This window comes from Corynebacterium sp. HMSC064E08, from assembly GCF_001811805.1.
GTDB classification, from domain to species: domain Bacteria; phylum Actinomycetota; class Actinomycetes; order Mycobacteriales; family Mycobacteriaceae; genus Corynebacterium; species Corynebacterium jeikeium_D.
In genome coordinates this window covers 462,408-484,261 of record NZ_KV806698.1, presented here as the reverse complement: position 1 = coordinate 484,261, position 21,854 = coordinate 462,408, and the positions used below count along the sequence as shown (strand labels likewise).

Annotated in this window: 20 protein-coding genes; 4 read left to right on the top strand and 16 right to left on the bottom strand. The window is 60.2% G+C overall.

The window, feature by feature from the left end:
* Positions 1–75: 75 nt before the first annotated feature.
* The 12 genes from pyk to hisH form a co-directional block, all read right to left on the bottom strand.
* Entirely contained in the window at positions 76–1,491 is a 1,416-nt protein-coding gene (gene pyk, locus HMPREF2820_RS05305) for a pyruvate kinase (RefSeq protein ID WP_016422938.1), read from the bottom strand.
* Positions 1,492–1,524: 33 nt separating this feature from the next.
* On the bottom strand, positions 1,525–2,448 hold the full coding sequence (lgt, locus tag HMPREF2820_RS05300; protein ID WP_070603134.1) for a prolipoprotein diacylglyceryl transferase: 924 nt from the start codon (positions 2,446–2,448) through the stop codon (positions 1,525–1,527).
* A 7-nt stretch (positions 2,449–2,455) separates the two neighbouring features.
* The gene (gene trpA / locus HMPREF2820_RS05295; RefSeq protein WP_070603131.1) at positions 2,456–3,235 is read right to left on the bottom strand and encodes a tryptophan synthase subunit alpha; all 780 of its coding nucleotides are present in this window, start codon (positions 3,233–3,235) and stop codon (positions 2,456–2,458) included.
* Entirely contained in the window at positions 3,236–4,525 is a 1,290-nt protein-coding gene (gene trpB / locus HMPREF2820_RS05290) for a tryptophan synthase subunit beta (RefSeq protein WP_016422941.1), read from the bottom strand.
* Between the two features lie 147 nt (positions 4,526–4,672).
* Positions 4,673–5,479: an indole-3-glycerol phosphate synthase TrpC gene (gene trpC / locus HMPREF2820_RS05285; RefSeq protein WP_070603128.1), complete on the bottom strand. Its 807-nt coding sequence runs from the start codon at positions 5,477–5,479 to the stop codon at positions 4,673–4,675.
* 4 nt (positions 5,480–5,483) lie between these two features.
* Entirely contained in the window at positions 5,484–6,134 is a 651-nt protein-coding gene (locus HMPREF2820_RS05280) for a TIGR02234 family membrane protein (protein ID WP_016422943.1), read from the bottom strand.
* A 7-nt stretch (positions 6,135–6,141) separates the two neighbouring features.
* Positions 6,142–7,686: an anthranilate synthase component I gene (locus tag HMPREF2820_RS05275; protein WP_016422944.1), complete on the bottom strand. Its 1,545-nt coding sequence runs from the start codon at positions 7,684–7,686 to the stop codon at positions 6,142–6,144.
* A 111-nt stretch (positions 7,687–7,797) separates the two neighbouring features.
* Positions 7,798–8,196 (bottom strand): phosphoribosyl-AMP cyclohydrolase, encoded by a 399-nt coding sequence (hisI, locus tag HMPREF2820_RS05270; protein ID WP_048734633.1) that lies wholly within the window; start codon positions 8,194–8,196, stop codon positions 7,798–7,800.
* Positions 8,193–8,969, bottom strand: coding sequence for an imidazole glycerol phosphate synthase subunit HisF (hisF, locus tag HMPREF2820_RS05265; RefSeq protein ID WP_005510401.1), 777 nt, complete (start codon positions 8,967–8,969; stop codon positions 8,193–8,195). Before hisF ends, hisI begins: the two co-directional genes overlap by 4 nt.
* 83 nt (positions 8,970–9,052) lie before the next feature.
* Positions 9,053–9,865: an inositol monophosphatase family protein gene (locus tag HMPREF2820_RS05260; protein WP_049170313.1), complete on the bottom strand. Its 813-nt coding sequence runs from the start codon at positions 9,863–9,865 to the stop codon at positions 9,053–9,055.
* 103 nt (positions 9,866–9,968) lie between these two features.
* Positions 9,969–10,703, bottom strand: coding sequence for a bifunctional 1-(5-phosphoribosyl)-5-((5-phosphoribosylamino)methylideneamino)imidazole-4-carboxamide isomerase/phosphoribosylanthranilate isomerase PriA (gene priA, locus HMPREF2820_RS05255; protein WP_016422946.1), 735 nt, complete (start codon positions 10,701–10,703; stop codon positions 9,969–9,971).
* A 148-nt stretch (positions 10,704–10,851) separates the two neighbouring features.
* Positions 10,852–11,550: an imidazole glycerol phosphate synthase subunit HisH gene (gene hisH / locus HMPREF2820_RS05250; protein ID WP_069359167.1), complete on the bottom strand. Its 699-nt coding sequence runs from the start codon at positions 11,548–11,550 to the stop codon at positions 10,852–10,854.
* Between the two features lie 189 nt (positions 11,551–11,739).
* Here hisH and HMPREF2820_RS05245 point away from each other — a divergent pair, with 189 nt between their 5' ends.
* Positions 11,740–12,363 (top strand): arsenate-mycothiol transferase ArsC, encoded by a 624-nt coding sequence (locus HMPREF2820_RS05245; RefSeq protein WP_016422948.1) that lies wholly within the window; start codon positions 11,740–11,742, stop codon positions 12,361–12,363.
* 105 nt (positions 12,364–12,468) lie between these two features.
* Here the strand turns inward: HMPREF2820_RS05245 and HMPREF2820_RS05240 are convergent, their stop codons facing one another.
* The 4 genes from HMPREF2820_RS05240 to hisD form a co-directional block, all read right to left on the bottom strand.
* The gene (locus HMPREF2820_RS05240; RefSeq protein ID WP_069359168.1) at positions 12,469–13,890 is read right to left on the bottom strand and encodes an MFS transporter; all 1,422 of its coding nucleotides are present in this window, start codon (positions 13,888–13,890) and stop codon (positions 12,469–12,471) included.
* Positions 13,891–14,173: 283 nt separating this feature from the next.
* Entirely contained in the window at positions 14,174–14,812 is a 639-nt protein-coding gene (hisB, locus tag HMPREF2820_RS05230) for an imidazoleglycerol-phosphate dehydratase HisB (protein ID WP_005510321.1), read from the bottom strand.
* Positions 14,813–14,857: 45 nt separating this feature from the next.
* On the bottom strand, positions 14,858–16,000 hold the full coding sequence (locus tag HMPREF2820_RS05225; RefSeq protein WP_016422951.1) for a histidinol-phosphate transaminase: 1,143 nt from the start codon (positions 15,998–16,000) through the stop codon (positions 14,858–14,860).
* Entirely contained in the window at positions 16,000–17,349 is a 1,350-nt protein-coding gene (hisD, locus tag HMPREF2820_RS05220; protein ID WP_070603125.1) for a histidinol dehydrogenase, read from the bottom strand. Before hisD ends, HMPREF2820_RS05225 begins: the two co-directional genes overlap by 1 nt.
* Before the next feature lie 296 nt (positions 17,350–17,645).
* Here hisD and HMPREF2820_RS05215 point away from each other — a divergent pair, with 296 nt between their 5' ends.
* From HMPREF2820_RS05215 to HMPREF2820_RS05205, 3 genes are all read left to right on the top strand, one after another.
* On the top strand, positions 17,646–19,352 hold the full coding sequence (locus HMPREF2820_RS05215) for a hypothetical protein (protein WP_070603123.1): 1,707 nt from the start codon (positions 17,646–17,648) through the stop codon (positions 19,350–19,352).
* A gap of 76 nt (positions 19,353–19,428) precedes the next feature.
* Positions 19,429–21,219 carry a hypothetical protein gene (locus HMPREF2820_RS05210; RefSeq protein ID WP_070603120.1) on the top strand — a complete coding sequence of 597 codons (1,791 nt, stop codon included), beginning with the start codon at positions 19,429–19,431 and terminating at the stop codon, positions 21,217–21,219.
* 50 nt (positions 21,220–21,269) lie between these two features.
* Positions 21,270–21,845 carry a hypothetical protein gene (locus HMPREF2820_RS05205; RefSeq protein ID WP_070429583.1) on the top strand — a complete coding sequence of 192 codons (576 nt, stop codon included), beginning with the start codon at positions 21,270–21,272 and terminating at the stop codon, positions 21,843–21,845.
* Positions 21,846–21,854: the final 9 nt, after the last annotated feature.

The following is a 21,854-nucleotide window of genomic DNA, read 5'->3' as shown; positions in this document are numbered from 1 at the left end:
CAGGTCGAAAGGCTCCAAGCAAAAAGCCGGTAAGCCCCAAAAGGGCTTACCGGCTTTTCCTAACGCGCCAGAGAGCTAGCGAGCGTCCTCGCCAATAACGTGGACGTGAATCATGTTGGTATTGCCCTCATTTCCTGGAGGGGTACCAGCAACAACGACCAGCGTGTCGCCAGCGTTGTAGTTTTCCATGGTCAAGAGCTGCTCATCGATGACCTGCATGATCTCATCCGTGCTGTTAACCTCGCGCACCAAGAAGGTCTCCGCACCCCACGTCAGCGCAAGCTGCGAACGAACCTGCTGATTCGGAGTGAATACCAGCAGCGGCAGGCGAGAGTGCAAGCGTGCCACACGGCGAGCGGTATCACCCGAGGTGGTGAAAGCAACCATAGCGCGGGCATTCAAGCGCTCACCGATATCGCGAGCTGCGTAGGAAATCACACCACGCTTCGTGCGAGGCATGTGGGTCAGCGCAGGAACTTCCCCCTCGCGCTCAGCGGCGGTGACGATGCGAGCCATGGTCTTAACCGTGGACTGCGGGTACTTACCAACCGAGGTCTCACCCGAGAGCATCACGGCATCTGCGCCATCGAGCACAGCGTTGGCCACGTCGGAGGCCTCCGCACGAGTCGGGCGCGAGTTCGAAATCATGGAGTCGAGCATCTGGGTGGCGACGATGACCGGCTTGGCGTTCTCGCGGGCAATCTGAATAGCGCGCTTCTGAACCAGCGGAACATCTTCCAACGGCACCTCAACACCAAGGTCACCACGGGCGACCATCACGGCATCGAAAGCCAGGATGATGGCCTCGAGAGACTCGACTGCCTCTGGCTTCTCCAGCTTGGCGATAATCGGGACACGACGGCCAACCTCATCCATGACCGCATGGACCAGTTCGACGTCGGAAGGCGAACGGACGAAGGACAGCGCGATGAAGTCGACTCCCAGCTTCAGAGCGAAGCGCAGGTCGGCGATATCCTTCTCTGACAGAGCCGGCACCGAGATGTTCATCCCCGGCAGGGAAACACCCTTGTTGTTCGAGACCGGACCGCCCTCGATGACACGGCACACCACATCGTTGCCATCTACCTCGATGCACTCCAGGCCCACCTTGCCGTCGTCGACAAGCAGGCGATCGCCCGGACGGGCATCGTCAGCGAGATTCTTGTACGTGGTGGAGACGCGGTCGTGCGTGCCTTCGACATCGTCGACGGTGATGCGGACAATCTCGCCGTCAGCCCAATACGTCGAGCCTTCCTTAAAACGACCGAGGCGAATCTTTGGTCCCTGCAAGTCGGCGAGAATACCGACGGCATGTCCCGTAGCGTCGGATGCTTCACGCACCCAGTGGTAGTTCTGAGCGTGGTCCTCATGCTCACCGTGAGAGAAATTCAGGCGGGCAACATCCATGCCGGCGTTGACCAGCCCGGTAATCCCCTCCAGCGAAGCAACTGCTGGACCGAGGGTACATACAATCTTCGTTCGTCTAAGCACGGCCTCCAGCCTAGTCCCTTAACGGGCTATGCGTCAGTTGGAAGCACTGTGAGCTTCAGCAGCCTCGCGCTCTCCCCTGACTTCAGCTGCGGTTTCGCGGCTCTTGGACCGCAGAATCCACAAAGCAATGACAGCGCAGAAAAAGACCACGAGCGACGTGATGTTATTAATACGCACACCGAATATCAGCGTTGCGTCATCGACGCGCATGAGTTCAATGAAGAAACGCCCCAAAGTGTAGGCCGCGACATAGAGCGCAAAGACGCGCCCGCCGCCCATCTTGAACTTTCGGTCCGCCCACACAATGACCAGACAGGCGAGGACGTTCCACACCATCTCGTAGAGAAACGTTGGATGCACCACGGCCAGCACTTCGCCTGTCGACGTTCCGGTGACAGGGGCAACCCGTCCAAGCTCATCAACTCGTTGGTAAATTTCCAGGCCCCACGGAAGTGACGTTGGGCCACCGTAGAGTTCCTGGTTGAACCAATTGCCCAGACGCCCAATGGCCTGTCCAAGGATGATTGCGGGTGCGGCCGCGTCAAGAACTGGCGCAAACGGCACCTTTCGCCACTTGGCGACCGCCCACGCAGCCAGCACTCCTAGCGCCACCGCTCCCCAGATGCCGAGGCCACCATTGGTGATTTTCAGTGCATCGGCGGGATTGGCGCCGGGGCCGAAGTACTTCTCCCAGTCGGTGGCGACGTGGTAGAGACGGCCGCCGATAATGCCCGCAGGAATAACCGCAATGGCAATGTCGAGGACTAACTCCGGGTCTCCACCCCTGGCCGCGTAGCGGCGCTGCATCCAGTAAATGCCGACGAGTACGCCAATCAAGATGGAAATCGCGTAACCACGCAGTGGTAGCGGCCCTAACTGCCACACCCCCTGCGGCGGAGAGGGAATGTTGGCCAGATACGTCGTTGCAGTTTCAGCGAGAACAAGGGTGGAACTCATAAATGCGCTAGCTCTCTCCTCGTACGCCCGCGGCGAGTTCGCGGGCGAGCGTTACCAGGTCATCGGTGCTCTTCATCGCGGCCTTGATCAGTGCTGAGCCAACGATCACGCCATCTGCAAACTCGGCAATCTCGGCGGCCTGTGCCCCATTGGAGACACCCAAACCGACGCACACCGGTGTATCGGTGACCTCGCGCGTGCGGGCAACCAACTTGCCGGCGGCCGAGTCGACGCTAGCCTGGGCACCTGTGACACCCATGTGGCTGGTGGCGTAGACGAAGCCGGTCGACGCGGTGGCAGTTAGCTGCAGACGCTCGTTGGTCGATGACGGGGCCACCAACATGATGTTGGACAGACCATTGGCCTCAGCTGCACGCTGCCATTGGCCGGCCTCCTCGGGGATAAGATCCGGGATAATGGTGCCACGACCACCAGCGGCGGCCAAGTCCTCGGCGAAACGCTCTGGACCATACTGGAGAATCGGATTCCAGTAGCTCATGACCACACAGGTACCGCCGTGCTCGGTGACTTCGCGGACCACACGCATAATCTCACGGGTGCGGAAACCCGCATCCAAAGCCACGTTGGCGGCATCCTGAATGGTTGGGCCATCCATCATCGGGTCGGAGAAAGGCAGACCAACCTCGATGATGTCGGCGCCAGCGTCGACAATCGCCTTGATGCTCTCAATCGACTTATCGGTGGTCGGGAAACCCGCTGGGTAGTAGCCGATAAATGCTGCGCGGTTTTCCTCACGGACCTTGTCAAAGACGTCACTCAGACTCATTTAGGACTCCTCCATCAGATCAAACCACTTAGCAGCGGTGTCGACATCCTTGTCACCGCGACCGGAAACATTGACGATAATCAGCGGCTTACGGCCCAGCTCTTCATTCAGATCATCGCTGATGAGTCGGGCGGCAGCTACCGCGTGTGCGGACTCGATAGCGGGCAGGATGCCCTCCATCCGAGTCAGATCCTGGAATGCCTGCATCGCCTGGGTATCGGTCACCGGCAGGTAGGACGCGCGATCAATATCAGCCAGGTAAGAGTGCTCCGGGCCCACGCCCGGGTAATCCAGACCCGCGGAAATCGAGTGCGACTCTGTAATCTGACCGTCCTCGTTCTGCATCAGGGCTGCGAAGGAGCCCTGGAACACACCCGGATTACCGGCGGCCGAAATCGGTGCTGCATGGCGACCGGTCTCAACACCGTCACCGCCAGCTTCAGCGCCAATCAGTCGAACCGATTCATCATCGATGAAGTGGTGGAACGCGCCGATCGCATTAGAACCGCCGCCGACACAGGCCACGACAGCGTCGGGAAGCGAGCCGGTCTCCGCGAGAATCTGCTGGCGTGCCTCGGCGCTGATGATGCGCTGGAAGTCGCGCACCATTGTTGGGAACGGGTGCGGGCCGGCTGCAGTGCCGAAGCAGTAGTAGGTGTCATCGGCGTGTGAAACCCAAAAACGCATGGCCTCATTGATCGCGTCCTTGAGAGTCTTCGAACCAATCTCGACCTCGATAACCTCGGCACCAAGCAGGCGCATGCGGGCGATATTGAGGCGCTGGCGGATTGCGTCGACCTTGCCCATGTAGATACGGCAGTTAAGGCCGAGCAGCGCACAGGCAGTCGCGGTTGCGACACCGTGCTGGCCGGCACCGGTCTCGGCAATGATGTTCTTCTTGCCCATGCGCTTAGCAAGCAGAACCTGCCCCAAGACGTTATTAATCTTGTGGCTACCGGTGTGATTCAAATCCTCGCGCTTGAGCCAGACGTCAGCGCCGATATCAGCGGAGAACTTCTCCGCGTAGTACAGCGGCGAGGGACGTCCGACATAAGTACGCTGAAGCCGGTCGAGCTCATCGAGAAAATCCTGATCAACGCGGGCCTTCGCGTAGCCATCGGTGACCTCACCGATAACGGCCATCAGCGCCTCCGGCACAAACTGGCCGCCCCACTTACCCCAGTGCCCAATGGCATCTGATTCGTGGTTCGTTGTCTCCGCGATAACCTCACCCATCGTGGGCAGGCGGTCACCGCGGGCATCATGATTCTTGAAATCTTGGTCACTCACAGTTATCTATTGTGGACTATCCCCACCGGTTGCGGGGACATAAGGCCTAAGAAACTGTGGTGTGCCAGCACAACAGGTGTGACACGCAACTAAACTAGGCGCAGTTCGCAGCGCGGTACAGCTGCTTATCGCAACTGCGGTCTATCACTACTCGCTGCGGAGTGTCGGGTGGACACCGGCGGCAACGAGACGTCGGCAAGCCTCACCCGGCTTGCCCGCGGTAACCAGGCCCTCGCCCACCAGTACCGCGTCGGCGCCGTGGGAGGCGTAGTAGCGCAGTTCCTCCGGCCCCTTGACACCGGACTCTGCCACCTTCACAACATGATCCGGCAACATCGGCGCAAGGCGTTCGTACACGGAGAGATCCACGTCGAGGGTCTTTAGATTGCGGGCGTTGATGCCGAGGATCTTGGCACCAGCGGCCTCGGCGCGCTCGACCTCTTCTTCGGTGTGCGCCTCAACCAGAGCGTTCATGCCAAGCGACTCGGTGCGATCCAGCAGGGATTCCAGCGTCGGCTGATCCAAAGCGGAGCACATCAGCAGCACCAGGTCGGCACCGTGTGCGCGGGCCTCATGGACCTGGTACGGAGTGACGATGAAATCCTTGCGCAGCACTGGAATGTTGACCGCGCGGCGCACGGCATCGAGGTCGGCGAGCGAACCGCGGAAGCGGCGCTCCTCAGTCAGACAGGAAATGACAGCCGCGCCACCCTGCTCGTACTCTGCCGCCAAGACCTCCGGCGAAGGGATGTCAGCCAGCTCTCCCTTCGACGGAGAGGCACGCTTGACCTCTGCAATCACCTGCACCCCGGGCTTAGCCAGTGCCGCCACGGCATCAATCGGCGACGGCACCTTCAGCGAGAGCTCCTTGATTTCACCGTAGGAAATCTTGGCTTCCCGAGCAGCGAGATCTTCCCGCACGCCCTCAATAATCTTGTCCAGAACGTTAGCCACGGCCTTACTCCTTATCCAGATCCGTAGGATCTACACCGGCATCCAAAGCATCCCACAGAACTCGACCCGACTGTGGGTCTTCCTCCAGGTCCTCGGCGATACGCTGACGGCGTACCTCCGGGGTCTCATACGCGCTGGACTTCTGCTTCTTCACAGTACCCGGTCGACGCACCAACAATACCGCCCCGACCAGCGCCAATGCGCAGCACAGCAAGGCCAGGGCTGGCCCCATCGCATGCACTTCAATCGCTGAGATCTGCGCCCAGTCTGCCACAGTCACCGCATCACTGGCGCGTTGTGAGGCGCTTCCCGACGTCAACAAATCCAGTGCCCGCTGGGAGTCCACACCGTCTTCTCCGCTGGCAAGCAGAGTCATCGGAGTCCACGACGCCGCAATTGCGAGCAGCGCCGCGAGGCCACCGACAATACGGCGCCCCAGTGAGCCCAAAATGGTGGTGGCAAACAGTGCAGCCACCATTGCCAGCGCAATCGACGTCAACTCTGGAGCCCAAACTGCGCCCACCAAATCTGTGGTCGCTGGACCGGACTTGTCATCAACAGTATCGACCGTCAGCCACGCGCTTCGGCTGCACAACCACATTCCCGCTGCGGCCACGCCAATGAGGCCACCGGAGAGCATCGTTGTCGACTTCATCGAAAACCTAGCTCCTTTCCGCTGGGACTAGTGTCTCAGCTGCCGCGACAGCTCGCAGCACGGCCGCGGCCTTGTTGCGGGTCTCCTCATCCTCTGCCACCGGGTCAGAGTCACTGACAATTCCGCCGCCAGCCTGAACATAGACCGTATCGCCCTTCTTCACACCTGTGCGGATGGCAATTGCCTGATCGGTATTGCCCCGGAAGTCAAAGTATCCAACAGTGCCGCCGTAAACACCCCGACGCGTGTCTTCGAACTTGTCGATAATGCTCAGCGCGGAAGGCTTCGGCGCACCCGACAGCGTTCCCGCTGGGAAGGTGGCCGCGAACGCGTCGACGGCAGTGGCGTCGCTGGAAAGCTCGCCGGTGACCGTAGAGACCAGATGCATAACGTGACTGTAGCGCTCAATATGACGGAAGTCGTGCACAACAACACTGCCTGGGCGGCAGACACGTCCGAGGTCATTGCGGCCAAGATCAACGAGCATCAGATGCTCACTATTTTCCTTCTCGTCTGCCAGCAAATCAGCTTCCAGCGCATTGTCCTGCTCCACCGTGGCACCGCGCGGACGTGTGCCCGCGATGGGATTGGTGATGACCTCACTGCCCTGAACTGCCACGAGTGATTCCGGGGAGGAACCGACAATTTGAAAAGCGGTAGCGGAGAAGTCCTTGGTTGGAACGTTGACCAGGAACATGTAGGGCGACGGATTGGAAACCCGCAGGATGCGGTAGATATCAAAAGCTGACGCCTGCGTGTCCATCTCGAACCGCTGCGAGAGCACAATCTGGAACGCATCACCAGCTCGGATGTGGTCCTTACAACGCTCAATACGATCCATGTGGTCGTCGGCGGCGCGCTGGCGACGAATCACCGGCTCTGGGAAGCTAATTTCCGCCGGACGCAGATCAGAGGCCCCCGACAGCCGCTCCACCATCGCATTGACCCGATCACAGGCGGTGTCATACGCCTGGTCAATCCGCTCATCCGAGCCGTCCCAGTTGACAGCATTGGAAATCAGCCACAGCACGCCCTCGTGGTGGTCAAAAGCAGCCAGGTCCTCCACCAGCAACTGCATAAGCTCAGGAATCTGCAAATCATTGTCAGTGGTATCCGGCAGCTGTGGCTCAATGTAGCGGACAATGTCATGCCCGAAGTAGCCAACGAGACCAGAGGTGAGCTTGGGCACCGAAGCGTCGTCGGCAAGCGGAAGCTCCGTGTGCAGCAGCTCCAGCGTGCGACGCAGAGCATCCAACGGATTTCCGCCCTCTGGCGCACCCGACGGCGCATTGCCAATCCAGGTTGCCTCCCCCGCATCATCCACCGTCAGCGCGGCGCGACTGCCGCAACCGATAAACGACCAGCGCGACCACGACTGCCCCACATCGGAGGACTCCAGCAAGAAAGTGCCGGGACGATCGGCCGCGAGCTTGCGGTAGGCCGACAGCGCCGTTTCGCCGTCCGCCAAAACCTTGCGAACCACGGGCACGACCCGATGGTGTGCAGCCAGTTCACGAAAGCGCTCACGCGTGGTCATGGTGATACGAGTCATAGCCGCTATTGTGCCACGCACCCCGGATTGCACATCACTTAACCCCGGACTTCACCGGAGGTGGGCGCGCTTGACGACGAAATCCCTACCTCGGCAACCCGGATCGACTGATTAGCCCTCGAACACGGGATGCACGTCAAAGCAGCTATGCGAGCCAGTGTGGCATGCCGCGCCGTCCTGCACTACCTGCATCAGCACGGTATCGCCATCACAGTCCAACGCCAGCGATGTCACGGTCTGGAAATGGCCACTAGTAAGCCCCTTAATCCAGTACTCGGACCGGGAGCGCGACCAGTAGGTGCCGCGCTTGGTAGCGATGGTATATGCCAGTGCGTGGGAATCCATCCACGCCATCATGAGCACGCGGCCAGTGGATTCCTCCTGCACAATAGCGGGAATCAAGCCGTCAGCGTTGAACTTGGCGATGTTCGCGATATCTGCTGGGAGCGTGTACTCACGCGGATCGTCGCCGGCGCCGTGAGCTGCAGCGCCCGGGGCTAGACCAGTCACTGGCGCACCTCGATTCCCTCGCGGGCCATCTCTTCCTTAACCTCAGCAATGCTGACCTCGCCGAAGTGGAAAATGGATGCGGCCAACACCGCGTTGGCGCCGGCGCGCACTGCTGGCGGGAAGTGCTCTGCCTTGCCCGCACCGCCAGAGGCAATCACCGGGACGTCGACGGCAGCGCGGACTTTCTCCAGAAGCTCCAGGTCGAAACCGTCCTTGGTGCCGTCGCCGTCCATGGAGTTCAGCAGAATCTCGCCGACCCCGAGCTCCTCGCCGCGGCGTGCCCACTCGACGGCGTCGATCCCCGCCGAGCGTGAACCACCGTGCGTCGTCACCTCGAAGCCCGACGGCTGCGGCGTGCCTCCCTCGGGAACGCGGCGGGCATCCACCGACAGGACGACACACTGCGCACCGAAGCGGCGCGACAGCTCGCTGAGCAGTTCTGGACGTGCGATCGCAGCGGTATTGACACTGACCTTGTCAGCTCCGGCGCGGAGCAGCTGATCGACATCCTCGACGCTGCGCACGCCACCGCCGACCGTCAGCGGAATGAAGACCTCACTTGCGGTGCGACGCACCACGTCGAGCATGGTGCCACGGCCATCCTTGGAAGCCGTGACATCCAGGAAGGTCAGCTCATCAGCGCCCTCCTCGCCATAGCGGCGAGCCAGCTCCACCGGATCGCCGGCATCACGGAGATTCTCAAAGTTAACCCCCTTGACGACCCGCCCATTGTTGACATCCAGGCAAGGAATCACGCGTACTGCCAGAGACATAGTTTTTAAGTTCTCCTCGTGTTAGCTCAAAGTTGTGGATCGACGGTTTGCGCAACCACCCAGCTCGGGACGTCGCCCACGGTTTAGCTCCGGAAAGTCTCCGGACGACCCAGTTGGTCAATAATCGACCGCAGCGTGGCATGAACATCGCGAGTTCCCGCCAGCACGCCTACGGAATCATGCCGCCAAGGATTGCCCGCCAAGTCTGTGACCACGCCACCGGCTTCGGAAATCTGAAGTACACCAGCTGCGTTATCCCACACATGCGGTGAGAAAGTCACGGTGCCGCCGAATGCCCCCATCGCGGTGGAACCCAAGTCCACTCCGACAGAGCCAGTAATTCGGATCGTCGGATAGCGTTCGCCCACCTTTGACAGCAGCAGTTGACGCCACTTGCGCGGGAGTGTGCCGTCGGTACTCGCGATGACGGACCCGAAGGCAATCGAAACCGGGCGGCCGGCCTCGGCGTCGATGTTGACGCGACGGCCGTTGACGAACGTGCCGCTACCTTTAGCTGCGGTAATACGCCGGCGTAGCAGAGGCATGGAGGTAATACCAACCACCGGCTCCCCCTCATGCATGAGTGTGAGCAGCATGGCACACAGCGGAAAACCGTTGGAATAGTTCGTGGTGCCGTCAATCGGATCGATGACCCAGGCGGTATGTTCCTCGGGGACTTTGCCACCGAATTCCTCGCCGTAGACGGGCAGCCCAGAATACTGCGTGAGGAGCTTGCGCAGACGACGCTCAATTTCCAGGTCAGTCTCCGTCGCGAAATCTCCGCGCGGCTTCATGACAACCGGGTCCGCGCCCACCTGCTGCGTGAACAGGCCTTCAACCTCATCGAGCGCCGCTTCAGCAATAGCGAGCATCGCCCGCGGTTCCAGGGCATCCATACTTTTCTAAGTCCTTCATCCGCCGTCTCAGCCGGGGTGCCGTTTGCTCGTTAACGCTTTCGCTTGACGACGTCTCCCCGGTCCGGCCACGAAAGTGTTCTTTTTAGCCGCGAGCTACTGCCAGGGCCTCTTCCAGGGTGAAACGCCCTGCGTAGAGCGCCTTACCCACAATTGCGGAGTCAACGCCCTCATCGACCAGTGTGGCAATAGCTGCAATGTCGTCCAGGCTGCTGACACCGCCGGAAGCGACGATTGGAGCATCGGTAGCAGCAGCGACCTCGCGCAGCAGTTCCACATTCGGCCCCTGCAGGGTGCCGTCCTTGGAGACGTCAGTCACCACGAAACGGGATGCACCCTGAGCATCCAGGCGCTCCAGCACCTCCCAGAGGTCACCGCCGTCGGAGACCCAGCCGCGGCCACGCAGGCGCCACTGCCCCTCTTCGTTAAGAACATCCAGACCAATGGCTACACGGTCGCCGTAGTTGGCGATAACCTCGCGGCACCACTCCGGATTCTCCAGTGCGGCGGTGCCAATATTGACGCGGGCACAGCCGGTGGCCAGCGCAGCCTCGAGCGAAGCGTTGTCACGGATACCGCCGGAGAGCTCCACCTTCACGTCGAGCTTGCCCACCACGTCGGCAAGCAGGTCGTAGTTCGAACCGCGACCGAACGCGGCATCGAGGTCGACCAGGTGGATCCACTCAGCGCCTGCGTTCTGCCAATTCATGGCAGCTTCCAGCGGTGCACCATAGGAAGTCTCGGTTCCAGCAGCACCCTGAACAAGGCGCACAGCCTGGCCATCGGCTACGTCTACAGCGGGCAGCAGGGTCAAACTCATGGGGGCTCTACTCTCTTCGACTTTTGGGCGTTGTGGCGATTGTCACCACGATGCTTGTTGCTAGTTATCTCAGTATAGGTGGTCTAGGTGGCGAAACTCCGTCACCTACCAGGTAGTGCGGTTAGGGCAGATACTACCGATTGGGCAACTACAGCGTGTCCACCCAGTTCTGCAGCAGCTTTAACCCTGCTTCACCAGACTTCTCAGGGTGGAACTGCGTGGCCCACAGCGGACCGTTTTCCACGGCTGCGATAAACCGATCGGATTCGTGGGCAGACCACGTCACCAGCGGCGGAGCGATGCGAGAATCCGTATCAAGGTCCCACTTGCGCACACCGTAGGAGTGGACGAAGTAAAAACGCTGATCTTCCAGCCCCTTAAACATCTTTGAGCCTTCCGGCACTTCAACCGTGTTCCAGCCCATGTGCGGCAGAATCGACGCCTCGAGACGCTCGACAGTACCGGGCCACTCACCACAACCCGGGGTGCCGGTGACAGCTGCGGATGCGTCGGTCTCCGCTGCGTGGATGCCGTCGGCGTACTCGACGCCGCGGTCAAAGAGCACCTGCATACCGACGCAGATTCCCATCACTGGTCGACCACCTGCGAGTCGAGAGCCGATCAGGCGCGGCCCTTGTACTCGATGCAAACCCTCCATGCATGCGGCATAGGCGCCGACGCCGGGAACGAGCAGACCATCGGCCTCCATCACGGTCTTCGGATCGGCGGTCACAATAACCTCGGCACCCGTGGTGGCCACAGCGCGCTCAGCTGAACGCAAATTACCGGAGCCGTAATCAAGGATGGCAACGGTCGGGGTCTTCGTCGAAGGTGAGACTTGTTCCATAGTTGGACATTTTAAGGCGCTGGGAATCGATGTTTGCCACTTACCCCAAGAAAACTGCCTGGATAGGCAAAAGCACTGGTATACAACTATCGAATACTTTGGTAAACTCAAGGTTAACAACAGGTTAACTAAGTTATTGATTTATCCCTAATACCCCTGATTACTTTTTCACAGAGAGGCTCCGACGCCATGACTACCGCATCCGTTCTTAGTAAATCATTTGCCATTGTCCGCGAGGATCTTCACCGGCTCTACGGTGCAGCCTGCGATGCTGCGACCATCGATTCCATCCTCGACGATGTCATTGCAGAGCTGTCCAACTCTGCGAAGGTGACTAACTTCCTCCCCGTCCTCGCCGAACGCGAGGCCACCGAACGCATCAAGGCCGCGAGCGGATGCAAGGACTTCGCCCCGCGCCAAGAGATTCTCTTTGCCGATAGCCGCGGTTCCGGCCGCAGTCAGATTGCCACTGCCCTGGCCTACCACCTGGTTGGCGACGAAGTCTTTATCCGCACTATCGGCCTCAATCCAGAGGATGGCCTGAACCCTCGCGTCGTCGCGGCTCTTCACGACCGTGGCGTGGACACCTCACGCCTCACCCAAAAGGCGATTACTCCCCGCGTTTCCCACCGCGCCGACGTTGTCGTACTCATGGGCATCGACGAGACACCAGCAGTCCCCGGCGACCGCTACGTGGAATGGGATGTCGCAGATCCGGACAGTCTCACAGACGATGAGCTCCAGTCGCTTATCGACGATATCGAAACCCGCCTGCGGGCTCTCTTCACCGAGATGGACGTCGCCGTCGCGTAAACAGGCACGGCTGACCCCACACCGGGGGTGCATTTATTAACCAAAAAGAGTGGCTGCGCAAGAACTTGCGCAGCCACTCTTTTTCAAACGTCTCTTTGTATGTAGTTACTTCTTCTTGCGGTCCCGAACCGTCAAACGCGTCACTGCATTCTTTGCCGGGCGGGCAACACGCACAGCGGCCTCCGGCGTACGACGCTTGACGGCATCTCCCAGACGACGCAGCGTAGCGCGGGTGTTCTGGTACTCCGCCACGCGGTGCTTTCCGATGATTCGGTCGAGCACCGCACCAATGAGACCAACTGCCAGCAGAGCCGCCGCAAAGGCAAAGACAGCCGGGTACGGACGGAGTGCGGCCGCAGCTACGGCTCCCAGAACGAACGAGCCGATACCTGTGCCCGAGTCAAAGGACATGTTCCAGAAGGCACTGGCCTCAGCAGTACGGTCACGCGGCAGGCGGGCAAACATCAGCAGCAGAGCCTCATTTTGCACAATGCCGAAGCCCGCGCCGTAGAAAACGGCCGCAACCAGCAGCAGCCAGGCAGACAGATCAAAGAGAACCACACCGGACATCATCAGCAGGCCAATAAAACCACTGACCAACGCCGGAATCAGCAGAATTCCAGCCTCAGACTTCCGGTCGGCGTAGATTCCTGCGAAGTAACGGAACACCATCTGCGCGCCACCGAGAACAGACAGCGACAGGCCAGCCACAACCGCACCGGAGACCAGATCGATTTCGCGAGCTGCCGGGGCAAGGAATGCGGAAATACCACCAAAGCCCATCGCAATCGTGCAAATTGCGAGCGCGGGAATGGCCACCAGCTTCCATGTGGCAACGTGCTCAACGGGGCTCGGCTGAGTTGCTGCAGATCCGGGCACAGGATCGCCGACGTCTTCCTTGCCGCCCTTGCCCTCCTTCGGCGCTGGCTTAATCTTCGGGATAAAGAGTGCCATCAACGAACCGACAAGCGAGATGACGGCGCCCAAGACATAAACAGGGGTGTAAGAACCCGTCTTGTCCGCAATGATTAGTCCTAGTGGCAAGAAAATGAGCTCAGATAAACCAACTGCCACACCGAGAACGCCAGAGGCCTTACCCAGAAATTTCATTGGCACTAGCTCGGCAATCAATGCGGACTCGGCGACAGTCAACGCACCGAAGCCCATACCGCGGAGAACCGCAATGATGAGCACCAAAGCAGCATCGGTGCCAAAGATGTGCAGAATCGTCGGCAAGCCCAGAAACAGACCTGAAATCAGCATGGTCATGCCGTAGCCAAGACGGCGACACATACGTGGAGTCTGCGTCTGTGTGAGAACGGTAGCGGCCATAAAAACACCGGTGTAGGCACCGGCGAGCGAGGTTCCACCGCCATCGTCAAGAATTGCCTGCGGAATGACAGGCATGAGGAGTGACCAGCCACCGAAGGCGGCCATCACGGCGACTAGCGTAGGTACTAGCCCGGGCGCTTTCCACATGCTGTCCAGTTCGTCTAACTGCCTGCGGTCCATCACCCGGGATGCCATTTACTCCATCACTCCTATCAACCACAAAATTGCGCCGGCGAGCGCGATCACAGATAAGAGACCAAGGATAATTGTTCCGACCCTCGATCCAGACTTATAGAGTGACCATGTTCCGCCCACCAGCAGGCCAGCGACAATGAACAAAAAATAAGTGCTCAGCGTCGAGGCGGTAGACACCTGCGCTAAAAGCACGTCTACAGACGTTGTTACCATCGATTCCCCTAAAATGCCAGCTAAGGCGGATTTTCCTGTTGCCTACGGCGGCTGTTTATACAGCTGCGCCCTACAGAGTGCCCTTAGTCGACGGCACACCGTGGACTCGGGGGTCATCCTCGACGGCAGCACGCAGGGCACGAGCCACAGCCTTGTACTCAGCCTCGGTGATGTGGTGCGGATCGCGCCCGTAGAGGCAGCGAACATGCAGCGCAATACGGGCATTTAGGGCGAAGGACTCAAAAAAGTGCTCGTTGATAACAGTCGCGTAGTGGCCGCCGATGACGGCCGTCAACATCTGCTCCGGCTCGCCAGTGCCAACGAAGTACGGGCGACCAGACACATCAACCACTGCGTGTGCCAGCGTTTCATCCATCGGGATATAGCAGTCACCAAAGCGACGAATACCAGACTTGTCCCCCAACGCCTGGGCGAAGGCCTGCCCCATCACAATGCCGGTATCCTCCACCGTGTGGTGCGCATCGACCTCGGTGTCGCCGTTGGCGTGCACAGTCAGGTCGAAGCTGCCGTGGGAGCCGAAAGCGGTCAACATGTGGTCGAAGAACGGCAGACCGGTCGAAATATCGGTCTTGCCGGTGCCATCGAGATTCACCGAGCAGACGATGCTCGATTCGCGGGTGGCGCGCTCGACACGGCCAACGCGCTCAGTGCGCTCTGCCTCCAGATGGTCCTTATCACTGAAGTGCATAAGTCAGATCTCTCCTTGTAGTGGGATGTACCGGCAGCATTTCGCTTAAGCCAGCGCGGTCGCTGCCAATTTCTTGGCCGCCGCCAGCAGCGCATCATTTTCGCTGGGCAGACCAATAGTGGCACGGAGACGACCGGGCACGCCAACATCGCGGATGAGTACTCCCTCATCCAAGAAGCTCTGCCATGCCGTCGCGGCATCGGCGAAACGACCGAAGAATACGAAGTTGGAGTACGAGTCAATCACGTCGTAGCCATAGCTGTTCAGGGCGGCTACGACGCGATCACGCTCGTCGGCAAGCTTTGCGACGGTCGACAGCGTCGCATCCGAGTGGCGAAGTGCAACCGTGGCAGCGGCCTGCGTCAACGTCGACAGGTGGTATGGCAGACGTACGAGCATCACAGCATCAATAAATGCCGGGTTAGCAACGAAGTAGCCGAGGCGGCCTCCGGCGAAGTCGAAAGCCTTGCTCATCGTACGGGAGACAACCAGCTTCGACGGGAACTCAGCCAGCAGCGTTGTCGCCGACGGCTCCTCAGTGAACTCGGCGTAGGCCTCATCGACAATGACGATGCCCGGCGCGGCTTCAATAATGCGGCGCAGGTCAGCGAGCGTGGTCAGATTGCCAGTCGGGTTGTTCGGAGTCGTGATGAAGATGACGTCAGGACGGTGCTCGGCAATGGCCGCGAGCGCACTATCCATGTCGATGTCGAAGGTCTCCGGGTCGCGGGCGATGCCGATGAACTCCGTCTGCGTGCCGGACGAGAGGATCGGGTGCATCGAGTAGCTGGGCACAAAGCCCATTGCGCTGCGCCCCGGCCCGCCAAATGCCTGCAGCAGCTGCTGGAGAATCTCATTGGAGCCGTTGGCGGCCCATACCTGGTCGACGGTGATGTCCACGCCGGTCTGGCGGGTGACATAATCGGCGAGTGCGCTGCGCAGTGCTACTGCGTCACGGTCCGGGTAGCGGTTGAGGTCAGAGGCGACCTTCTCCACTTGCGCCACCAGGTCGGCGATGAGGTCATCGGATGGCGGGTACGGGTTTTCGTTGGTGTTCAGGCGAACATCGACGTCGAGCTGCGGGGCACCGTAGGCTTCCTCGCCGCGCAGTTCGTCGCGCAGTGGCAAATCTGCCAGCGCCAACTTGGCTACCGACGGCTGTGGCTGATTCTCAGGCTGGTTGCTCATTAGTTGTTCCCCTTTTCTGCGCCATTGTCCTCAGAGCCGAGAAGCGTCTCAAAGCGGGCACGGATGGCCTCGCCGTGCGCTGGCAGTCGTTCTTCGTTGGCCAGGACTACTACGCTGTCGGCAACTTCCTTCAACGCGGCCTCGTTGTAGTCAATCATGTGGACCGACTTGAGGAAGGTGTGCGTTGACAGGCCCGAGGCGTGGCGGGCGGTGCCGGAGGTCGGCAACACGTGGTTAGAGCCGGCCGAGTAATCGCCCAGTGGCACCGGCGAGAAGCGACCGATGAAGATTGCGCCGGCATTGGTAATGCGTTCGGCATCGGCCTGCGCGTTTTCGGTGTGGATCTCCAGGTGCTCAGCGGCGTAGGCATCTGCAACCTGGATGCCGATATTCATGTCGTCGACAAGCACGATGCCAGACTGATCGCCGGTGAGCGCCTCGCGAACGCGGTCGGCGTTCATGGTGACCTCGTAGCGGTTTTCGACCTCGCGGTCGACGGTGGCGGCGAAATCGGCGTCGTCGGTGATAAGCACGCTGGCGGCCATGACGTCGTGCTCAGCCTGGGAAATCAGGTCGTAGGCGACGGAGACGGGATCAGCGGTGTTATCTGCGAGAATGGCAATTTCGGTCGGGCCAGCTTCGGCGTCGATACCGACGACCGAGCGGCACAGGCGTTTGGCGGCGGTAACGAAGATGTTGCCCGGACCGGTGACCATGTCGACCGGCTCGAGGCTCTCGTTTTCATCGCCGTATGCGAGCAGTGCGACGGCCTGTGCACCACCGACGGCCCACACCTCGGTCACGCCAAGCAGCTTGCAGGCAGCCAGGATGGTCGGGTGCGGCCAGCCGTCGTTGTCGGCCTGCGGCGGAGAGGCGACGACGAGGGACTCCACACCAGCTTCCTGAGCTGGGATGACGTTCATCAATACGGACGACGGGTAGACGGCGTTGCCCCCGGGGACGTAAAGACCGACGCGCGAAACCGGAATCCACTTCTCGCGGACAATGCCGCCGGGCAGAATTTCAACAGTCTTATCATTCGGCTTCTGAGCAGCGTGGAACGCGCGCACGCGCCCGATGGACTCCTGCAGAGCAGAGCGGACATCGTCTTCCAGCGCAGCTTCCGCGGCATCGATAACCTCAGCTGGAACGCGCATGGATACCGGACGAATACGGTCGAACTTCTCGGAGTACTCCATCGCCGCTTCCACACCACGGACTGCCACGTCATCGACGACGGGTTTGACCGTGGGAATCATCGAATCAACGTCTGCCGCACCACGCGGCAACACTCGACGCAGAGTGGCGGTGGTGGGAGTCTGACCGCGAAGATCAATAGTGGACAACATAATCAATTAGTAACCGCCTATTCGCACGATGGATTCATACGTGAGCACTTCAGAGTGACAAAGAAATGACAACAAAGTATTGAAAATCTGGGTCAAAGCCAAAGACTTTATCCACGGTTTTCGCTACTATTCGCCCTTAAAGGCACCCTTGAGTATGAACTAAGCATATCTTTCTCACGTTAGGTTCATACCGATTGCCCCATTTAACCCCTCATACTGTGGCGCAAGTTAGCTCCGCCACAGTGACCCATTACAGTGTTAAGGAAAGTAGTAACCAGTCGTAGAAAGGTCAGCTGTTGAACCAGGAAGGAAACAGCCCGGATTTGCCGGAGCTCGTCGCAGCCTATGCAGACGCGACCGCAGCCGACAATTCCCTGGCCACGCGCCAACTGGAATCAGTTTTCGCGCATCATTTCTACAACCCACAGCTCTTTTCTGACCCGGAAGCCCACGGCGTTACCGAACACGTCGGCGCGTTTTACCGCATAGTCCGCGAGGTCACCGAATCGCTCGGCATGATGACGGCTGCGCACGATGCCGCCCTGAACTGGATGGTATGGGCATCCGATAACGACAACGTCCCGGAGTACTGGCGCGCCCGGGCACGGCTAGCGGCGGATGAAGCCCGCCGCTACACCACCTTTATCGCCGATGGCCCCACCTCTGCTGCCGCAGAGACCGAAATCCCACTCATCGCACGCATGAGCAGGGAGATTACCTCGTACCGGGCACTCGTGCTTGCCGACGATCTGGATGCCCCAACCAGCAGTCACAGCGCGGTGACCACGGATGCGGATGGGCCGCGGCCGCAGGAATCGTCGGCAAGCGAAGAAGCGGAGGAGCCGTTTAGCCCACGCCAGTGGAAGAAGCGGGCGGCACTGACTGACGCGCTGATTCGGATTGCAAGCGCCCTGCGAAAGGTCAACCGCGAGGACTTGGCACGGGAGCTGCACGAGATGATTCGTGCACTGCCGAATGAGGATAAGTTTGAGTCGATTGCGCTGGCGAAGACTCTGACGGAGGCATCACTGCTGCACCGAGCCGGGAAAGTCGTCGACGCAGCGCGACTTTGCGCCTCACAGCTCAATGCAATCGGTAACCGCTCCGTAATCGCGGGCCTTGAGCTGAGGCAGAATTTGGCACGGTACTCGATAGAGACCGGTAATAGCGATACCGCGTTCCGAATGCTGTCAAACAACGTGGCAGTCGCGGACCAGCACAGACTGGACACTGACTATATTCTCGCGGTTCGTGAGATGGCAGACATCAACTTCGAGGTGGCACACAACAAGCCCGATGCCGGGGAGATGCTGAAGCTAACTCAGCGCGCCCAGGATGTGTCGGCAGACTACCCCAACTGTGAAGTCACCATGGAAATCGCGCTGCTGAAGGCAACGGCACTGTACGAACTCGGAGATTTCCGTCATGCCGGCCAGGAAGCGGAGTCGGTTGCAAAGTGGTCTGAGCCTACCCAGGATTCCGCACGTACTGATTTTTCCTGTGCCATTGCGGCGGAATCGGCAGTCCAAGAGGGAAATACTGAGCATGCTGCAGTGCTCTTCGACGCACTGGCCGATATTCGTGCCGGATACTCGTCCCCGATTTCGCCTGCGGAAACTCTGATGGATGCCGCACTATCACTCAGTAACGTGGGCGCCACAAGTGAGCTGACCGACCACCTGATGGAACGCTCACGTGGCTACGTGGTTGGGTCCTGGGAATCGGCCAAGTGGCACGAAGCACAGGCGCTGTTGTGCTGGTCTGTGTGGGACAACGACGGCGTGTACAAGTACGCCGACGAAGCTGCCGAGCTTTTCTTAGAAGCCCACGCCCCTGCCGACGCCGCCCGCACACTGACCATCGCGGTGCGTGCTGCTGCTAGTGATAACAATGAGGAACGCGCCCGTCGGTTCGCGATTCGCATAGGCGACCTAGTCGGCCCGGATCACCCGGTGCGCGATGAAGTTCGTGGACTAATGCGTAGCTTTTCAAACCCGGACTAACAGCGCATCCGACTGGACAGGTCTGAAAAACACAGCAGTTTTGCATCTTCCCGATGCCACGGGCGAAGATAGTCCAATGGTCTGGTGGGAAGAAGAAAACTCTGAGTCTGAAATTCAAGTTGGCGATTGGGATGCCGGCATCGCTGCCGACCACGTGTCAGTCAATTCGGAAAACGCATCAGCAACGCAGAACTCGTCCGCCCCCTTGGACTTTCCTCCCCTGCCCAATCCACTAAAGGCATTGCCGGACTCCCTCCCGGAGCTACTGGTTATTTCCCGCAGGGCCGGTGCCACGCTCGACCACGTCACCAGTTGGCGCGCTGTCACCAAGTTCGCCCACACGCACTGGTTAGCCGACGCGCCTACCAACTCCCCCGATGTCATTGGCGAATACCACGCACTTAGGCATGCAGTTGCCGACCAACTGGAATTAGTAGAAGAGGCCGCTGCTGCACGCGCCGAGTGGCTGCGCTGGGCAACTGAGGCCAACATCCGCCCCGCGATCTTGCACGCACGCTCCTACGGAGCATTCGCCGAGGCAGAGGCCTTCATCGACGCCAACCCAGGTGATGCCATCACCGGCCGGCGCCCCGAGGACTCCGAAATCCCCGAGCTGATCAGTCTTACTAAGGACATCGTCGCCACCACACCACAGCCCGGCGAGGCCTATTACTACCTGGTCAGCGCGGCTGTTGCCGGCGCCGCAGCATCGCTGGCGCGCCGGGCGGAAATCGCCGGCCAGCTCTCTGAATGGTCCGCACGCTGGGCACCAAAGCGAAGCAGTTTCGACGACCGCAAGCTGTTGGAGGCGCAGCTCGCACACAGCCGTGGTGAGCTGCGCAGGGCCGCCCGCATCGCAGCCAGCGTCGCGGCAGCCCCTCAGTCGGAACCCGTCACCACGACGATTGAAGCACGCCAATTCCTGGCTTTCCTCTCTCTGGAAGCCGGTGAGGAAGCGGAGGCAATCCGCCAGCTACGCCCAATCGTGCAGGCTGGTCTCGATGCAGGACTCACGGTCGCGGTGCTTCGCAGCGTGCGTCTGCTCTGTGCGCTTCTCAACGCCCACGGCGATTTCGCGGAATCCGCCGACATTGCCCGCCGCGCGCTCGCCAGCGCCGAAGGCATTCCGGTCAACCCCATCACCATGGATATCCAGCTCGTTCTGGCCCGCAGCCTCCTCGATGCCGATGAGGTTGACGAGGCGCTGCGCTTTGCCGAACCAGTTGCGCACTGGTCAGCATTTACCGCCGATGAAGAACGCACCGACGCGGCATTTTCTATTGCCTCCACAGCCGCGGGTCTCGGCAATAATCCCCGCCAGGCGGCAAAGCTGCTCATCGAACACGGCGAGCACCTTGAACGCAACGGCGATACCAAGGGCGCTGCCAAGGCCTACCGCCAGGCTGCACGTTCCATCATTCATGTCATTGACCTGGTCATTTCCGAAGAGGGCTCCGAATTCACCGCCGAGATCGTCTCCGAGGACGCTTCCGCCGTCATTGACCACACGCTCAACGAGGCTGAGGACCTTCTGCTGCGTTCTCAGAAGCTCATCTCCGACGACTGGTCACTCGCCGACTGGCACGACGATGCCGCCTACGTCTTCTACTCCGCTGGCCGCGACACTTTGGCCATCAACCATGTGGAAGCCGCCGCGAAGGGCTACCTGCAGTCCGGCGATGGCGAGGAAGCCGCCCGCGCGCTGCTGGCGGGGGTTCGATACCGTCTCGACGCGGGTGATTCCGACGGTGCCGCCGCCTACGCCCGGCGCGTCGAAGAGCTTCTGCCCCGCGACGTGTGGGAAGGCCATCCTGTTCTCGATGCCCTTGACGTCATCATCATTCAGTCGCTTGACGACGAATACTAGCGCCCCGCCCACTTCAGTGCTGGCGGTGGCACAAAGTAGAGTGTTAGGTCATGACTACTTCTGGTGATTCCGCGACTTCTAGCCCGCAGCAGCTTTTCGACGCCGCCACGGCATTGGCTGAGGAAAACAACCTCTGGGAAGCAGCCCTAACTCTGATGCAGGGGTTCGAGGAGCTCGGCGACGAGGCGGATGCTCCGCAGACCGACAGTCTGGGGCGCCCCATCCGTGGCTCTGCACCAAAGCTGATGGACAAGGCCGCGGACTGGTTGGATTTGCTGGATAACCTGGAGAAAGACGGCTTCGAGCCGACTGCGGACACCCCTCCGCGCCACCTGCGCTGGGCGATGTGGCACACCTTGAACGGCCAGGCAGAGATTCGTCGAGGACATCAGGGGCGCGCCATTGATCACCTGGAGTTGGCGGCGGGACTTTTCCAGTCCGACAAGCTCAATATCCAGGCCGTGCCTCTGCTTGCACAAATTGCACAGTGCCACCTGTATTTGGGTGATGTCGCTGCTGCGGAGAAGGCGCTTTACCGCGCACAGGAAACCTGTGATGAGCAATCGCGAGAGCGCTGGGGGTCGGCACTAAGCGAGATTGGCGCAGAAATCGCCCGTCGCCTGTAGGCGAAGCTG

Coding starts and splice junctions, on each gene's coding strand:
- lgt (WP_070603134.1), bottom strand. CDS start 2,448: ATGAGTTCCACCCTTGTTCTCGCTGAAACTGCAACGACGTATCTGGCC.
- HMPREF2820_RS05245 (WP_016422948.1), top strand. CDS start 11,740: ATGACTACCGCATCCGTTCTTAGTAAATCATTTGCCATTGTCCGCGAG.
- HMPREF2820_RS05210 (WP_070603120.1), top strand. CDS start 19,429: ATGGTCTGGTGGGAAGAAGAAAACTCTGAGTCTGAAATTCAAGTTGGC.
- HMPREF2820_RS05275 (WP_016422944.1), bottom strand. CDS start 7,686: ATGACTCGTATCACCATGACCACGCGTGAGCGCTTTCGTGAACTGGCT.
- hisF (WP_005510401.1), bottom strand. CDS start 8,969: ATGTCTCTGGCAGTACGCGTGATTCCTTGCCTGGATGTCAACAATGGG.
- HMPREF2820_RS05205 (WP_070429583.1), top strand. CDS start 21,270: ATGACTACTTCTGGTGATTCCGCGACTTCTAGCCCGCAGCAGCTTTTC.
- HMPREF2820_RS05225 (WP_016422951.1), bottom strand. CDS start 16,000: ATGAGCAACCAGCCTGAGAATCAGCCACAGCCGTCGGTAGCCAAGTTG.
- HMPREF2820_RS05280 (WP_016422943.1), bottom strand. CDS start 6,134: ATGAAGTCGACAACGATGCTCTCCGGTGGCCTCATTGGCGTGGCCGCA.
- hisD (WP_070603125.1), bottom strand. CDS start 17,349: ATGTTGTCCACTATTGATCTTCGCGGTCAGACTCCCACCACCGCCACT.
- hisB (WP_005510321.1), bottom strand. CDS start 14,812: ATGCACTTCAGTGATAAGGACCATCTGGAGGCAGAGCGCACTGAGCGC.
- HMPREF2820_RS05260 (WP_049170313.1), bottom strand. CDS start 9,865: ATGGATGCCCTGGAACCGCGGGCGATGCTCGCTATTGCTGAAGCGGCG.
- priA (WP_016422946.1), bottom strand. CDS start 10,703: ATGAGTTTGACCCTGCTGCCCGCTGTAGACGTAGCCGATGGCCAGGCT.
- hisH (WP_069359167.1), bottom strand. CDS start 11,550: ATGGAACAAGTCTCACCTTCGACGAAGACCCCGACCGTTGCCATCCTT.
- trpA (WP_070603131.1), bottom strand. CDS start 3,235: ATGAGTCTGAGTGACGTCTTTGACAAGGTCCGTGAGGAAAACCGCGCA.
- HMPREF2820_RS05240 (WP_069359168.1), bottom strand. CDS start 13,890: ATGGCATCCCGGGTGATGGACCGCAGGCAGTTAGACGAACTGGACAGC.